At 67.0% G+C, this 14,966-nt stretch carries 10 protein-coding genes, 3 tRNA genes and 3 pseudogenes; 5 read left to right on the top strand and 11 right to left on the bottom strand.

Translation table 11 applies throughout. The features are described from left to right. Positions 1-58 precede the first annotated feature (58 nt). Positions 59-1,372, top strand: a complete 1,314-nt coding sequence (locus KK483_RS10460) for an RNA polymerase sigma factor (protein ID WP_262004949.1) — start codon at positions 59-61, stop codon at positions 1,370-1,372. On the opposite strand, the gene KK483_RS10455 is transcribed toward KK483_RS10460, so the two are convergent. The 5 genes from KK483_RS10455 to KK483_RS10435 form a co-directional block, all read right to left on the bottom strand. Then, positions 1,360-1,638: a hypothetical protein gene (locus tag KK483_RS10455; protein WP_262004948.1), complete on the bottom strand. Its 279-nt coding sequence runs from the start codon at positions 1,636-1,638 to the stop codon at positions 1,360-1,362. The two genes, KK483_RS10460 and KK483_RS10455, sit on opposite strands and share 13 nt — an antisense overlap. A gap of 110 nt (positions 1,639-1,748) precedes the next feature. Beyond that, a complete protein-coding gene (locus tag KK483_RS10450; protein WP_262004947.1) occupies positions 1,749-3,674 on the bottom strand; it encodes an ABC transporter ATP-binding protein in 1,926 nt (641 codons plus the stop codon). Then, on the bottom strand, positions 3,674-5,407 hold the full coding sequence (locus tag KK483_RS10445) for an ABC transporter ATP-binding protein (RefSeq protein WP_262004946.1): 1,734 nt from the start codon (positions 5,405-5,407) through the stop codon (positions 3,674-3,676). Before KK483_RS10445 ends, KK483_RS10450 begins: the two co-directional genes overlap by 1 nt. Before the next feature lie 157 nt (positions 5,408-5,564). After that, a complete protein-coding gene (locus KK483_RS10440; protein ID WP_262004945.1) occupies positions 5,565-7,004 on the bottom strand; it encodes an FGGY family carbohydrate kinase in 1,440 nt (479 codons plus the stop codon). A 141-nt stretch (positions 7,005-7,145) separates the two neighbouring features. Further along, positions 7,146-7,451 carry a YtxH domain-containing protein gene (locus tag KK483_RS10435; protein WP_262004944.1) on the bottom strand — a complete coding sequence of 102 codons (306 nt, stop codon included), beginning with the start codon at positions 7,449-7,451 and terminating at the stop codon, positions 7,146-7,148. A gap of 218 nt (positions 7,452-7,669) precedes the next feature. Here KK483_RS10435 and KK483_RS10430 point away from each other — a divergent pair. From KK483_RS10430 to KK483_RS10420, 3 genes are all read left to right on the top strand, one after another. Beyond that, positions 7,670-7,742, top strand: a tRNA-Asn gene (locus tag KK483_RS10430). A 5-nt stretch (positions 7,743-7,747) separates the two neighbouring features. Next, positions 7,748-7,820: transfer RNA gene (locus KK483_RS10425), tRNA-Asn, on the top strand. A 189-nt stretch (positions 7,821-8,009) separates the two neighbouring features. Next, positions 8,010-8,086 (top strand) — tRNA-Ile (locus KK483_RS10420). Positions 8,087-8,372: 286 nt separating this feature from the next. On the opposite strand, the pseudogene KK483_RS10415 reads toward KK483_RS10420, so the two are convergent. The 6 genes and pseudogenes from KK483_RS10415 to KK483_RS10395 form a co-directional block, all read right to left on the bottom strand. Continuing rightward, a pseudogene (locus tag KK483_RS10415) lies at positions 8,373-9,584 on the bottom strand (IS701 family transposase); the annotation flags it as partial. 240 nt (positions 9,585-9,824) lie between these two features. Continuing rightward, positions 9,825-11,219: a hypothetical protein gene (locus KK483_RS10410; protein ID WP_262004943.1), complete on the bottom strand. Its 1,395-nt coding sequence runs from the start codon at positions 11,217-11,219 to the stop codon at positions 9,825-9,827. Positions 11,220-11,374: 155 nt separating this feature from the next. Next, positions 11,375-11,678 (bottom strand): annotated as a pseudogene (locus tag KK483_RS35490) (transposase); the annotation flags it as partial. A gap of 186 nt (positions 11,679-11,864) precedes the next feature. Further along, complete coding sequence (locus KK483_RS10405; protein WP_262009424.1) at positions 11,865-12,968, bottom strand: M4 family metallopeptidase; 1,104 nt, start codon at positions 12,966-12,968, stop codon at positions 11,865-11,867. Beyond that, positions 12,853-13,122 (bottom strand): annotated as a pseudogene (locus KK483_RS10400) (winged helix-turn-helix domain-containing protein); the annotation flags it as partial. The pseudogene KK483_RS10400 and the gene KK483_RS10405, both read right to left, overlap by 116 nt. A gap of 15 nt (positions 13,123-13,137) precedes the next feature. Further along, complete coding sequence (locus KK483_RS10395) at positions 13,138-13,443, bottom strand: helix-turn-helix domain-containing protein (RefSeq protein WP_262004942.1); 306 nt, start codon at positions 13,441-13,443, stop codon at positions 13,138-13,140. A 60-nt stretch (positions 13,444-13,503) separates the two neighbouring features. Between KK483_RS10395 and KK483_RS10390 the strand changes: the two genes are divergently transcribed. Next, a complete protein-coding gene (locus KK483_RS10390; RefSeq protein ID WP_262004941.1) occupies positions 13,504-14,172 on the top strand; it encodes a hypothetical protein in 669 nt (222 codons plus the stop codon). Positions 14,173-14,966 lie beyond the last annotated feature (794 nt).

The following is a 14,966-nucleotide window of genomic DNA, read 5'->3' as shown; positions in this document are numbered from 1 at the left end:
AAAAAGTCACCGCACGCCCCTCGTGGCAGCGATGTGTCGTACCCCACACTGGGGGGCGGTGCCTGAGTCCTCGGAGCGCGGCCGGCCCACGGAAGGTGGGCCACTCACCCCCGCGGATCCGCTCATCGTGTACGGGACGGACAGCGGCCCGGCCGCCGTCGCCGTCCCGCTGCCGCCTGCCCCCCAACCGGCAGCGCTCACCCTGGAGGTCGCTCCCGTGCAGACCCGGACCCTGACAGAAGCCGATCCGGTCACGGCCGTTCCGCCGCAGAGCCGGGCAGCGCACCACCCGGAGAACGAGCCCTCGGCGGCGAAGGAGACCGAGTCGCTGCGGTCGGTGCCGGACACCTCAGGGCAGCCAGGGCAGCCCGGGCCGGCCGAGTCTCCGGAGCCGCCGGAGCCGGCCGAGCTGTCGGAGGCGCCCGAACCACCGCCGGCCCGCGCCGTCGACACCGGCACCGGCCCGTCCTCCGACCTCTTCCGCCAGTACCTGCGCGAGATCGGCCGGATCCCGCTGCTCACCGCCGCCGAGGAGGTCGAGCTCGCCCGCCGCGTCGAGGCGGGCCTCTTCGCCGAGGAGAAGCTCGGCAACACCCCGGACCTCGACTCGCAGCTCGCCCTCGACCTCGACAAGCTCGTCGTCATGGGCCGGGTGGCCAAGCGCCGCCTCATCGAGGCCAACCTCCGCCTCGTCGTCTCCGTCGCCAAGCGGTACGTCGGCCGCGGGCTGACGATGCTCGACCTCGTCCAGGAGGGCAATCTCGGCCTGATCCGGGCCGTCGAGAAGTTCGACTACGCGCGGGGCTACAAGTTCTCGACGTACGCGACGTGGTGGATCCGCCAGGCCATGTCCCGGGCCCTCGCCGACCAGGCCCGGACCATCCGCGTCCCCGTCCATGTCGTCGAGCTCATCAACCGGGTCGTCCGGGTCCAGCGCCGCATGCTCCAGGAGCGCGGCTACGAACCGACGCCCGAAGAGGTCGCCGCCCAGCTCGACCTCACCCCCGAGCGCGTGGGCGAAGTCCTGCGCCTCGCACAGGAACCGGTGTCGCTCCACGCGCCCGTCGGCGAGGAGGACGATGTCGCCCTCGGCGACCTGATCGAGGACGGCGACGCCGCGTCCCCCGTCGAATCGGCGGCGTTCCTGCTGCTCCGGGAGCATCTCGAAGCGGTGCTCTCCACCCTCGGCGAGCGCGAGCGCAAGGTCGTCCAGCTCCGCTACGGCCTTGCCGACGGGCGGCCCCGCACCCTTGAGGAGATCGGCCGGATCTTCGGCGTGACACGCGAACGCATCCGCCAGATCGAGTCCAAGACCCTCAACAAGCTGCGGGACCACGCCTTCGCGGACCAGCTGCGCGGCTACCTGGACTGACCGCCGCCGTCCGACGGGCTCGTGCCCGGGTCCGACCGTCCGGAGCCCTGATCCTCACGGAGCTCGCGTGCGCCGAGACTCGCGCCGAAGGCGCCGCCGAGCACCATCCCGACCGCTACGCCCATCGGCAGACTGTCCAGCACCGTCCCGAACGAGACGCCGAAGGCCACGCCCAGCGCGATCCCCAACCCGGTCGACCGTCCCGGTCGGCCGCCGCCGTTCCCCGCACCGTTCGCGTTTCCCGCACCGTTCGCGTTTCTCGCCATGGTCCTGCTCCTCCCCGTAGTTCCGGAGTTCCGGCCTCGTCGATCCGGCGCCGAGGGTTCCGGCGATCCGTCGGGGCCGACCGGTCGGCCCCGACGGAGTCCCGTACGCGTCAGTCGACTTCGACCACCGCCTGCGCGAACTGCGCCGCGTACAGCCGCGCGTACGCGCCCTCCGCCAGCAGCAGTTCGTCGTGCGTGCCCTGCTCGACGATGGAGCCGTTCTCCATCACCAGGATCACATCCGCGTCCCGGATCGTGGAGAGCCGGTGCGCGATCACGAAGCTGGTGCGGCCGTGCGAGAGCTGCGCCATCGCCTTCTGGATCAGCACCTCCGTCCGGGTGTCGACCGAGCTCGTCGCCTCGTCCAGGACCAGGATCACCGGGTCGGACAGAAACGCCCGCGCGATGGTGATCAGCTGCTTCTCTCCGGCGCTGACGCCCGCGCCCTCGTCGTCGATGACGGTGTCGTAGCCGTCCGGCAGGGTGCGGATGAAGCGGTCGGCGTGGGCCGCCCGCGCCGCCTCCTCGATCTGCTCCCGGGTGACCTCGCCCTGCACGCCGTACGCGATGTTCTCGGCGATCGTGCCGCCGAACAGCCAGGTGTCCTGGAGCACCATCCCGATCCCGGCCCGCAGGTCGTCCCGCGACATCGTCGCGACGTCGACCCCGTCGAGGGCGATCCGGCCGCCCGTGACCTCGTAGAACCGCATCAGCAGATTGACCAGCGTCGTCTTGCCCGCGCCCGTCGGGCCGACGATCGCGACCGTGTGGCCCGGCTCGACCGCCAGGGACAGGTCCTCGATCAGCGGCCTTTCGGGGTCGTAGCGGAACGACACCTTCTCCAGCGAGACCGCGCCCCGCAGCTCCTTCGGGCGAGCCCCGACGACCGGGTCGGGCGACTGCTCCTCCGCGTCCAGCAGCTCGAAGATCCGCTCGGCCGAGGCGACCCCGGACTGCACCAGGTTCGCCATCGACGCGACCTGCGTCAGCGGCATCGAGAACTGGCGCGAGTACTGGATGAACGCCTGCACGTCGCCGATCGACAGCGTGCCCGACGCGACCCGCAGCCCGCCGACCACGGCCACCAGCACATAGTTCAGGTTCGACACGAAGAGCATCAGCGGCTGCATGACTCCGCTGTTGAACTGCGCCTTGAACCCGGCCTCGTACAGCGCCTCGTTCTGCTCCGCGAAGTCCTTCGCCGACTCCTCCTGCCGGCCGAAGACCTTCACCAGCGCATGGCCGGTGTACATCTCCTCGATGTGCGCGTTGAGCCGGCCCGTCGACCTCCACTGCTGGACGAAGTGCGGCTGCGAGCGCTTGCCGATCCTGGCCGCCACGAACACGGAGACCGGCACGGTCACCAGCGCGACCAGCGCCAGCAGCGGCGAGATCCAGAACATCATCGCCAGCACGCCCACGATGGTCAGCAGCGAGTTGATCAGCTGGCCCATCGACTGCTGCAGGGTCTGCGAGATGTTGTCGATGTCGTTCGTCGCCCGGCTCAGCACCTCACCGCGCTTGGCCTTGTCGAAGTACGACAGCGGCAGCCGCGCCAGCTTCGTCTGCACGTCCTCGCGCATCCGGTACATGGTCCGGTTGATGACCAGGATCGACGCCCGGGTCGCCACCAGCATCAGCAGCCCCGCGGCCGCGAACACGATCAGCGCCACCAGCAGGATGTTGCCGACCGCCGTGAAGTCGATGCCCTGCCCCGGGGTGAAGTCGACGCCGGACAGCATGTCCGCGAGCCCGTCCTGACCCCGGTCGCGCAGGCCGTCGAGGGCCTGCTCCTTCGTCGTGCCCTCCGGCATCTCGCGCCCGACGACCCCCGCGAAGACGAGGTCCGTCGCATTGCCGAGGATCAGCGGCCCGACCACCGAAAGTCCCACGCTCAGGACACAGGCCGCCAGCATCACCCACAGGGGGCGCCGGTCCGGGGCGAACCGCCGCAGCAGCCGCTTGCCCGAGCCCTTGAAGTCCATGGACCGCTCGCCCGACTGGCCCATCATCATGCGTCCGCCAGGACCCGCCATCAGGCCGCCTCCGCCTCGGTCAGCTGGGAGAGCACGATCTCCCGGTACGTCTCATTGCCCTCCATCAGCTCGTGATGGCGGCCGGTGCCCACGACCCGGCCCTCGTCGAGCACCACGATCCGGTCGGCGTCCCGGATGGTCGACACCCGCTGCGCGACGATCACCACGGTCGCCTCGGCCGTCTCCAGCGACAGCGCCCGGCGCAACGCCGCGTCCGTCGCGTAGTCCAGCGCCGAGAAGGAGTCGTCGAAGAGATAGATCTCCGGCCGCTGCACCAGCGTCCGCGCGATCGCGAGCCGCTGCCGCTGACCGCCCGAGACATTGGTGCCTCCCTGCGCGATAGGGGCGTTCAGCCCGCCGTCAAGATCCCGTACGAAGTCGGCGGCCTGGGCCACTTCGAGGGCGCTCCACAGCTCCTCGTCGGTCGCGTCCGGATTCCCGTAGCGCAGATTCGTGGCGACCGTACCGGAGAAGAGGTACGGCTTCTGCGGCACGAGCCCGACCGTCCGCGCCATCAGCGCCGGCTCCAGCTCCCGTACGTCGACCCCGTCGACCAGGACCTCGCCGCCCGTCACGTCGAACAGCCGCGGAACGAGCCCGAGCAGGGTCGACTTGCCGCTGCCCGTGGAGCCGATGACCGCGGTCGTCTCGCCCGGCATGGCCACCAGCGCCACATCCCGGAGCACGGACTCCTCGGCACCCGGGTAGCGGAAGTGCGCCCCGCGCACCTCCAGATGACCGCGGCGCGCCAGCTCCCGCACGGGCGCGGCCGGCGGTACGACGCTCGAATCCGTGGCGAGGACCTCCTCGATGCGCTCGGCGCAGACCTCGGCACGCGGCACCATCATGAACATGAAGGTGGCCATCATCACGGCCATCACGATCTGCATCAGATAGGCGAGGAACGCGGTGAGCGCCCCGATCTGCATCCCGCCGCTGTCGATGCGGTGCGCGCCGAACCAGACGACCGCGATGCTCGACACGTTCACGACGGTCATGACGACGGGGAACATCAGCGCCATCAGCCGGCCGGTCGACAGGGACACATCGGTCAGTTCGGTGTTCGAGCCGCGGAACCGCTCCTCCTCGTAGGTGTCCTTCACGAAGGCCCTGATCACCCGGTTGCCGGTGATCTGCTCCCGCAGCACCCGGTTCACCGTGTCCAGCCGCTCCTGCATGGTCCGGAACAGCGGCCGCATCCGCTTCACGATCAGCGCGACCGAGACGCCGAGCACCGGGACGACCGCGAGGAGCACCGCGGACAGCGGCACGTCCAGGCCCAGCGCCAGGACGATGCCGCCGACACACATGATCGGCGCGGAGACCATGAGCGTGAACGCCATCAGCGCCAGCATCTGGATCTGCTGGACGTCGTTGGTCGTACGCGTGATGAGCGAGGGCGCGCCGAAGTGCCCGACCTCGCGGGCCGAGAACGACTGCACCCGGTCGAAGACGGCGGCCCGCACGTCCCGGCCGAGGGCGGCGGCGGTCCGGGCGCCGTAGTAGACGGCCCCGATGTTGCACACCACCTGGACGACGCTGACGCCGATCATCAGCGCGCCGAACGTCAGGATGTGGCCGGTGTCCCCCTGGACGACACCGTTGTCGATGATGTCGGCGTTCAGGGTGGGCAGGTACAGGGTGGCGCTGGTCTGCAGCAGTTGCAGCGCCACCAGCACAGCAAGGGGTTTGCGGTACGGACGCAGGAACGTCCGGAGCAGTTGTATGAGCACGCCAAGGGTCTCTCGGGTCGGCGAAGTCGTGGAGGTCGCCCCAATACTGCGACACTCCAACGGGTGCTGCCCAAGGGTTTGCGCCAAGCCCGGGTCAAGAACGCGCCGGGGCCCTGGGGGTTCTCGGTCGGCGAACGCGCCGGGGCCCTGCGGGTGCTCAGTCGGCGAACGCGCCGGGGTGGAGCTGGTCCCGCGTGGCGATGAACTGCTGGCGCACCGCCTGGCCCACCGGCAGTTCCTCACCGGGCTCGAAGACCTGGGCCGCCGCGCCCTGCCAGGCCGGCGGGGTGTGCGGGGCGAGCGTGCCCTGCGCGACGCCGAGCGCCCATGCCGCCTGCCGGGCCGCGCCGAGCGCCGCGTAGTCCGCGGGCTGCGGCACGACGACCTGCGCGGCGAAGATCGCGGGCGCCGCGGCCTGGATGGCGGGCAGCTCTGCCGCCGGCCCCAGCAGGAACACCCGCCGCACGTCCACACCCCGCTGCCGCAGCACGTCCAGCGCGTCGGCGAGCCCGCACAGCATGCCCTCGAAGGCCGCGCGGGCCAGGTGCTCGCGCTTCATCGACTCGCGCCGCAGCCCGGTGAGCGTACCGGCGGTGTGCGGCAGGTGCGGGGTGCGCTCGCCCTCCAGATAGGGGAGCAGGACGAGCCCCGACGCGCCCGGCGTCGACTTCATGGCGAGCTCGGACAGCTCCGCCAGATCGGTCAGGCCCAGCAGCTCGGCGGTGCCGCGCAGCGCCCGTACGGCATTGAGCGTGTGGACGACCGGCAGGTGCATGCCGGTCGCGTCCGCGAAGGAGGTGATCATTCCGGACGGGTCGGCGAGCGCCTCGTGGTGCACGGCCATCACGGAACCGGAGGCGCCGAGCGACACCACCGCGTCGCCGGGCCCGAGCCCGAGGCCGAAGGCCGCGGCCATCGTCTCGCCGGTGCCCGCCGAGATCAGCAGCCCCTCCGGAGTCGTCCCGGCCGCGTCGGACGGGCCGAGCACCTCGGGCAGCGCCGCCTGGTGGCCGAGGGCCAGTTCCACCAGGTCGGGGCGGTACGAGCCGGTGCCCGCCGACCAGTACCCGGTCGACGACGCCCCGCCGCGGTCCGTCGTACGCCGCACGGGCCTGCCGAGCAGCTGCCACACCAGCCAGTCGTGCGGCTGCATCACGAGCGCCGTGCGCTGGGCCGCCTCCGGCTCGGTCCGCGCCAGCCACCGCAGCTTCGCCACCGGCAGCCCGGACTGCGGCACGCACCCGACCGCCTCGGCCCACGCCTGCCGTCCGCCGAACCCCTCGACCAGGTCCGCGGCGGCGACCTGCGCCCGCTTGTCGTTCCCGACCAGCGCGGCACGTACCGGCGCCCCGGACGCGTCGAGCGGGATCACCCCGTACTGCTGCGCGGACACGCCGATGGCTTGCACGCCCTCCAGCAGCCCGCCGGCCGCGGCCTCGCCCAGCGAAAGCAGCCACGCCTGCGGATCGACGTCACCGGCTTTCGACTCGACGGGATGCTGCGCGTATCCCTGGCGCAGCACGGCACCCGTGTCCGTGTCGCAGACGACGATGCGAGTGAATGCGGACGAACTGTCCAGCCCGGCGACTATCCCCATGCCGTCAGATTCTGCCGCACTCCGGGGGCTGCCGAGGCCGTGGCCGTGGTCACGAATGAGGCAGCATGCGGGCTGGACCCGAGTGGGGCGCGGCACGGGCCGCGCCCCACTCGGGTCCAGCCCGAGGCCCGGGACCGGGCGCTACGTATTGGTCGTACCCCAGTCGTCCTCGATGCCGCCGCCCTGGCCACGCTCCCGCAGCGAGCGCACCCGGTCGGCCACCGCGTCGGGCATCCGGTCGCCGATCGTGTCGCTCACCGCGGCGAACGCCTTCCCGGCCATCTCGCGGCTCGTCTGCGCGGCGGACTCGGCGGCATTGCGCACCGCCGGGTTCTGCGCGAACTCCCGGGCGGACTTCTTCAGCTGCTCGTAACGCTCCCGCCCGGCGCGGGTGCCGAGCACGTAACCGAGGGCCAGTCCGGCGATGAACGTGAGCCGGTAGCGCATGGCTGCCACCCTTCGCCGGCGCCGTCGTCGCGACGCCGATGTCGATACGGACGTGAGGCTGTGCTGCCCGCCTACCCGCCGTCCTCCGAGATCACCCTGGAGGTCACCGGGGGAACCGATTGGCGGAGCACCCCCCTGCTTGCGCTAATGTATGTGTCGCAGCGAGCGAGCGCCGCCCGGGACGTCCGGGGGAGGTACGTTCGGTGCACACGCGACATTCCCCTGTAGCTCAATTGGCAGAGCAGCCGGCTGTTAACCGGCAGGTTACTGGTTCGAGTCCAGTCGGGGGAGCGCGATCCCCTGTAGCTCAATTGGCAGAGCATTCGGCTGTTAACCGGAGGGTTGCTGGTTCGAGTCCAGCCGGGGGAGCGGTAGCGGAAGAGGACCCCCTAGGGGTCCTTTTTCATGCCCTGACCCGGCTTTTCGCCGCCCGCCGGAACCGCACGGCCGGCAGCGAAGTCCTCATGGGCACAGCGAAGCCGCCCGCCGAGGCAGGAGATCGTATGAGCGGCTATGCTGCGGCAGACGGCGCGCACAAATGTGCGCGACGCGCCGTTAGGGGCGGTAGCTCAGCCGGTTAGAGCAGCGGACTCATAATCCGTCGGCCGTGGGTTCGAGTCCCACCCGCCCCACCAAGAAAAACGTTCTGACCTGCAGAAACGCCCCTGGAGGGGTTGGGTTCGCGTGCGGCTCGGTTCTCATTGGTGTGGTGAAACGGGCGCCCCTGCTCTGCTCGCCGGGCTTGTGCGTTCTTGACCTGCGTATCTAGGTGGAGTGGGGATATGGAGCCATTTCGAGGATTCCACGGCGATCCCACGGCTCCTGCGTGTGGCGCGGTCTGTAGCCGGGGCCATTCGTGATGACCTGCTGGTTCTGATCAGCCGGTAAGGAGGTGGATCGGTCACGATCGGGTGGGGGAAGAGCGGATACCGCATCCCGTGGTCCCTGGTTGGCTGCCGTGTACGGTTCTTGGGTACGAGTACACCCGCCCCTCCGACGACGGTGTTGAACAGGCGCTGGATCCGACGGTGTTGAACAGGCGCTGGATCCGACGGTGTTGAACAGGCGCTGGATCTCGTTGCAGGAGAGCGGGACCAGGTCCTCAGTTGTCAGGCGGGTGTGTTCGTCGGCGCGGACCACGGCCAGGAAGGCGTGGGCGAGCATCGCGAGGGTGACCCAGCGGATCCAGGAGGGGTAGCGGCGGACCTGGTGCTCATCGAGGCCGGCGAGCGCTTTTTCGCTTTGGAAGGTTTCCTCCACTCGCCATCTGGATCCCGCGATCTTCACCAAGGTGGCCGACGGCACCGGTTCGGGTGAAGGCAGCGGTAGTAGGCGAGTTCACCGGTGGTGCGGTTGCGGCGGATCAGCATCTGGCAGTGGCCCGGCGCCGGGTCGGCGAGATCGATGACGGCCCAGTCGTAGAACCGCTGTCCCTTCGCGCCGGGCCCGGCGGAGCGCTTCTGCCAGGCCCGCTTGGGCACCTTCCACGCCAGGGCATTGGCGCGGAACGTGCCTGCGCCGGTGGTCACTTCGGTCGAGCAGGCCACCGCGAGCACATAACCCAGACCGCGTTCTTCCAGGGCGGCCTCGTCACCCGTGACCCAGCCCACCTGGTGTTCGGCGCCCAGGAACCGTTCAATCATCACCCGGGCCAGTGCCGGCTTGGTCGCGAAGACGGTGTCCTCGCCGAGCCCCGCGGCCCGGCAGCCGTCCGGGACACATGTCCAGGAGCGCGGGAGGTACAGTTCCCGGTCCACCGCCGCGTGCCCCCGCTCGCCCGCGTAGACGAGATGGACCGCGACCTGGGAGTTCTCGATCCGCCCGGCCGTGCCTGTGTACTGGTGCTGCACCCCGACGGTGTGCGTGCCCTTCCCCCGGTCTCGTCCACGACCAGCACCGCGGCCTCGTCATGGAGGTGCTCGACGACGTCTCGCGCACGTCATCGCGGACCGCATCCGCGCCCCAGGAGGCCCGGCACAGCAGCTGCTGCATGCCGTGCGGGATCGATTCCCCGGCCCACTCCGCGATCGTCCAGCAGTTCTTCCGCGGCAGGTCCGACAGCAGGCCCAGCACCAACCGCCCAGCCCGCAGCCCGGGTTCGACCCGGGTGAACCGGCCCACGATCCGGCCCATGGCCACCTCGAACGCCTCCCGCCAACGGACGGGATCTATCCTGTGACCTGCGGCCACCGTCTTTCATCGTAAGTCCACACAAGTCACGATGATCAACGGTGGCCGCACCCGTCTCCGTACCCGCCCCGACCAGCAAGATCACGATCTACATCTGGAGTATTAGGAGGCAACCAACGTGAGCCCGGGAGATGGATAGAATTGCCGCCTCTACCCATCTCCCGGGTCTTCCCGCAGCTTTTATTACTCGACCGTGCAGATGATCCTCAAGGCTGAATCCGTCGGACGTGCAGTGAATTCCCTTGACACTCCAGGACTCGCGGAAGGATCAAGTTGGTCCAGTTCCTGCCCTTCCGGTTCCTCCCCCAGAACTTCGCGCACCAACGACACCTTTACGAAATGACTCGTCACGCTTTTCGGTATCGTGAGCATGTATTTGAAGGAGCCGGTTCGGGAAATTATCAATAGCGTTTCCTGCACCGAAAGAGGGAAGCTGCCATCACGCTTCACAAGGTATGTTCCGGCGGATCCCCCTTTCTCTAGAGAGTAGTGCGCATAGTCATCCTTTGTGGTGCCGATGAAAATCTTTCTATCGAGACACTTCAGGTCGCGATTAATACTCGTGTCGTTCGCGATCCATGCTGTCGTTTTACTTTCCGTGTAAGAATCTCTTACCATTTTCTCCATGTTGAGAATATCTTGCTCGGTGACTTCCCCCACATTCTTGATGGCGCCCGATATGTCGGCATTGATGGCCCAGGATGCCGTGTCGAATGCCAACTTCAGCAGGCCGACAGCCCCTTTCAGGATCCATTCCAAAGCCACTAGCGAGTGCGGAGCAGTTGATGGAAGTTTGAAATCTACCGTAAACAGTTCTGCGCGTCCCTCTTTCTGGTCAACCAAGTACTGGTGTATGGCTATCGCCTTCGACAAGGTGACCTTCTCTGCGGCGCTCGGGTCCTTTGTGCTCAACGTCAGAACTGACTTCCTGTATTCTTCGGGGATTCTCTGGATTAGTCCGGCCGCCCTTTTTGCACGAACTTCCCCGGATGTCGAAAAGAGCATGGAGTGGAGTCCGTCTGTTATGTCCCAGAGGAAATTTGTGACGTATCCGAGACCTTCCAAGTAGGTTTTCTCCCCCAAGGGGAACCCTACTGCGGATCGAGCCATCGGGTTCACCTTCAAGAGGTGCGGCAGGTCGTCTTCAGAAATGACACCTTCGTCGATGAGTCCCTGGTATGTATCGGTGAAATTTAACGCCCTTCCTTTGTTTCGTATTTTCATGTGGAGCTCGGCCGCTCTGCTTGTTTGAGCCGCCACGTAATATGTGATTTCCGTAGGTCCCGGACTTACGGCCGGCTTGCCGAAGCTCACCTTGCTCCCCGTCAGTACACCGTCAGCATTTACTGCAACCGCCAGGTCGTCCATCGTTGTCTCGGGGATGGATGCGAAATCCATGGCCTTTTTCGCAGAGTCTGGTGCAGACCCGCTGAATACTGAGCCGAGCCCGGTCGTAATATGGTCTGCAGCAGACTTGACCATCTTGAGAGGGTCATTGCCGCAGTCCGGCATGTTCCAGTCGTCAGGAACGTGTGTCACGCTGAGCTCGTCCCAAATTTCTTTCCAGGTATTTGCCATTGAAATATGCCTCTCTTTACCCCGCTTCGCGGACGGTGCTTCTGTTTTGTGGAATTCGGTTGTCCGGATGCTGTATCCCGGTCAGCCGTGAAGAAGTGACAAGAAAATCGCTCATGAGCGATGCCAAGGGAAGGACTCTCCGATTGACATCACCCCTACCCCGCTGGCCTCCACCTGCGGCCGGTCTCGGCGAGGCAGCCGTCTATGTTCTCGCTGCCGAATTGGATGTGACGTAGACCGCGTCGGATGCGCTGGACGAGGTATGTGAGTGCTGAAGGCGACGTTGGAGAGCCAGCTGTCGGCGCAGGAGGGAGCAGATCCCTTCGAAGTGTTTGAGGTCGGGCGCGTGGGGCGGCAGGTAGCAGATAGTCAGCCAGTTCCGGGCTTCGGTGAACTCCCGTAGTCCGGCGGCCTTTTGCGCGTTCAGTTGTCCCAGACGAGCACGCTCGGGCCACCGAGCTACGGGAGTTCGGCGATCAGCCTCGGCAGCGGCACCGACCGCCGGACGCTGCTTCAGCCGGCTCCTGACCTTTCGCGTGATCGTGATCAGGTAGGAGAAGACCGCCACGTCCCACAAACAGTGGTGACACTCGCGTCGTGCCTCTTCTCAGCAAGGTCACTTCGAAGGCGGACCTGGTCCGTCGATCACTGGGGCATCCGCGGTTCCACGGCTGCAGCTCGGAGCGGTGAACTTGGAGGAAGCTCGATGCCTACCTTTTGCCATGATTCCAGGACGGCCTGGGCCTCTTTGCCGTCGCCATACAGGTTGCGTGCCGTGGTTGCTGTCAGCCGTGCGAAGTCGGTGAAGCCGGCGTCCGGGGCCAGCTCGCTGCTCGTCAGGGTGGTGTACCAGATGGTTCCGGCGCGTTCCCAGGCGTTGCCGCCGAGGGTGATGGCCAGTTGGTAGAAGGCGTGGTTGGGGATCCCGGAATTGATGTGTACGCCGCCGTTGTCGCGTGATGTTTGAACGTAGTCCCTCATCGTCGCTGGCTGGGGGTCCTTGCCGAGTTGCGCGTCGTCGTAGGCGGTGCCGGGGGCGGCTAGGGAGCGCAAGCCTTTGCCGTTGACTGCGGGGGTGAACAGGCCTGCGCCGATGAGCCAGTCGGCCTGGCCGGCGGTCTGGTCGAGCGCGTACTGCTTGATCAGTGAGCCGAAGACGTCCGAGAGGGATTCGTTGAGGGCGCCTGGTTGGCCGTAGTACGTGAGGTTCGCCGTGTACTGGGTTACTCCGTGCGTCAGTTCGTGGCCGACGATGTCCAACGGGATCGTGAAGTCGAGGAATAGGTTGCCGTCGCCGTCGCCGAAGACCATCTGTTCGCCGTCCCAGAAGGCGTTGTCGTACTTCTCGCCGTAGCGGACGGTGGCGTTGAGCGGTAGCCCGTCGTTGTCGATGGAGCGGCGTCCGTAGACCGTGAGGTACAGGTCGAGAGTAGCGTTGAGCCCGGTGTGGGCTCTCAGGGCGGTTGCATCTCCGGCAGCCCCGGAGCTTGCCAAGTTCACCTCCGTCCCCGGGGTTCTCTTCTGGTGCGCTGCGTCATAGATCGTGCACTGCGCTGTATCGGCGACCGCGACGCTTGATATAGCGGTTGGTCCACACACGGTAGTGACGCGGCGACGGGTGCGGTGGACGGCGTCATGCTCCAGGGTCCGCCGCGCATGCGCGGCGACCACGGGGTCGTCGGCCTCCAAGAGCCTGTCTAGCAGGTGAGGAGGCAGGATCGTGCAGAAAGGCGGGGGAGAGGTACGCAACGGAGTATTCACGATGCAGATGTCCCTTCTCGGGCTTGTGGCGACATGGACCGAGACAGCTCCAGCCGTGCCGTTTGAGCAGGGCGGCCACCCCTCGCACGGTGTAGCTCTTGTGGAAGCGGGGCCCGATCAGCGTCTTGATCCGTGACAGGGTCCAGGTCTGGTCCGGCTACCCATGTGCCACCGTGCCCTGGGCCAGCTCACGCTCCAGCACGGTGAACAGTTCGTCGCTGAGCAGCGGCAGCGATGCCGGGCCCTTCGAGGCCAGAGCTCTCGGCGCCCGTCCTGACCAAGTCTTGCGCCACCGCTGTACCGACCGGACGCTGACCCGCAGGTCGTGAACGATGCCCGTGTTCTCGTCGCCTTGCCTGAACCGCTCGGCCGCCTGCAACCGCAACTTCTCGCGGAAGGCCCGCCGTTCATCGGTCAGACCGCCCGTATGACACCACGCTTTGAAGGTCGGTAGTTTCGCCATTTCCGGCGCAGGACACCAGCTCCTCAACGGAGCTGCTGACGAGAGTGGATCTATTCCCAGATGGTCAGGCTCAAGATTACGGCCTCTGGATTTTCAAGCCGTTATGGGAAGTTGCGTGAGATCGATGACCAGACGGGCGGGCGGGTTGAGCATGTGGAAAGCGAAGGAGGCGGAGTCGGGATTGTTTCCGCAGAGCCTGTTTGCGAGTTGGGTGACGTTCAGTGTTTCTCTTCGATGGCCGGGCCATACCTCTCCGTAGAGGAAGTCATCGAATACCTTGACCCCCATGCCCTGTGTTTTTCCGTCCACACTGCGGATCGTTTTACTGTCTTCGTTGTCGAGACCGAACTGCAGAACGTGGCCGGGCTCCTGGAGGGTGATTTTCGCGGGACGCTGGGTGAGGAGGAGGAGAACGGTGTCCGGGCCGATCCGAGTGCGGGAGATGAGTTCCGCGTCCTGGAAGGTGAAACAACCAGGGCCTTCGTCGGCCTCAGCGGGCCAAGGGACGGTGGATTGATCCGTGGAGGACCCCCTGGGCGGGTGGTCGGGCCATGCGCGGATGATTTCAGAGCGCATCAGCATGCCGAAGGGGGGTTTGCCACCAGTGGTGCGAGGTTTGAAGGCGATGTCGGCGAGGTGGGGCCGTCGGATTCCTGCGGTGTGGACTATTTGGCTGACTCAGTCGCCCAGGCACAGGAATTGATCGTCAGATTGAAGAGTGACATGTGATGCACTAAGCGTCAAGTCGCGCATATCGCTCAATGTGTAGTGGGAGGGTGCTGCCCTGCCCCGCCGGCTGCTACGCCTGTCTTCCGTTCCTTCCATGGCCCCGCTGAGTTGAGGGCTTGAGGCGGGGGTGTCTTGCTCGGACGGCAGGCCGTTTCCGGATCGGCCTTGATCGTTTCACCCGGCGGGAGTGCGCTGGTGGGGAGTCCTACAGGTGGCCGGCGGCAGAGGGAGGGGACGTCGCGGCAAGGCGAGACTCGCTCCTGCAGGACTGGTTCGGCTGAGGGCGGTCGTGTCCCGCAGCCTTGGCGACGCACCTTCGGCGGCGCGATCAACGGCTTCGCGATCTCCCGCAGTGCCTACCGCCAACGGGCCGTGAAGGGGACCGTTTCGTCTTCGGAGTGATCACGGCCAGGCCCTTTGGTGCGTGCGGTTCGCGGTCCCGCAGCGTGTGTGTGGTGGTGAGGGGAGAGAGGGCGGGGGCGACCGCGCAAGGGTGGGTCAGGGCTGGGACGGCTGCATCGCTCACGACGGCGGATTGCCGGCCATCCGACAGCAGTCCCGTGGCAGCACGTGCGATCCGCCGTCGGGCCTGGCTGGGTCTTCCGCGGCTCACCCCCTGGGAAGGCCGCGAGCGGCTTCGTGGGATTCCATGATCTGCGGGGCCGTTCACGCCGCTGGTGAACGTACCCTCTGCGCGGTAGTACCCTGCCATGCCTCAGGGCGACAGTTCGTTCTTGCTCGTGATTGAGGCGCTCTCCCAGTCCGGTGGCCGGGGGAGTGTTCGGAACGTTCTG

This window comes from Streptomyces sp. FIT100, from assembly GCF_024584805.1.
Lineage (GTDB): Bacteria > Actinomycetota > Actinomycetes > Streptomycetales > Streptomycetaceae > Streptomyces.
Note: the sequence above shows the minus strand (reverse complement) of the source record. Positions and strands in the feature narration are given on the sequence as shown.

Bases quoted from the DNA above. Each gene is read 5' to 3' on its own strand.
- KK483_RS10455 (WP_262004948.1), bottom strand. From the start codon at position 1,638: ATGGCGAGAAACGCGAACGGTGCGGGAAACGCGAACGGTGCGGGGAAC.
- KK483_RS10450 (WP_262004947.1), bottom strand. From the start codon at position 3,674: ATGGCGGGTCCTGGCGGACGCATGATGATGGGCCAGTCGGGCGAGCGG.
- KK483_RS10440 (WP_262004945.1), bottom strand. From the start codon at position 7,004: ATGGGGATAGTCGCCGGGCTGGACAGTTCGTCCGCATTCACTCGCATC.
- KK483_RS10435 (WP_262004944.1), bottom strand. From the start codon at position 7,451: ATGCGCTACCGGCTCACGTTCATCGCCGGACTGGCCCTCGGTTACGTG.
- KK483_RS10410 (WP_262004943.1), bottom strand. From the start codon at position 11,219: ATGGCAAATACCTGGAAAGAAATTTGGGACGAGCTCAGCGTGACACAC.
- KK483_RS10395 (WP_262004942.1), bottom strand. From the start codon at position 13,443: ATGGCGAAACTACCGACCTTCAAAGCGTGGTGTCATACGGGCGGTCTG.
- KK483_RS10390 (WP_262004941.1), top strand. From the start codon at position 13,504: ATGGTCAGGCTCAAGATTACGGCCTCTGGATTTTCAAGCCGTTATGGG.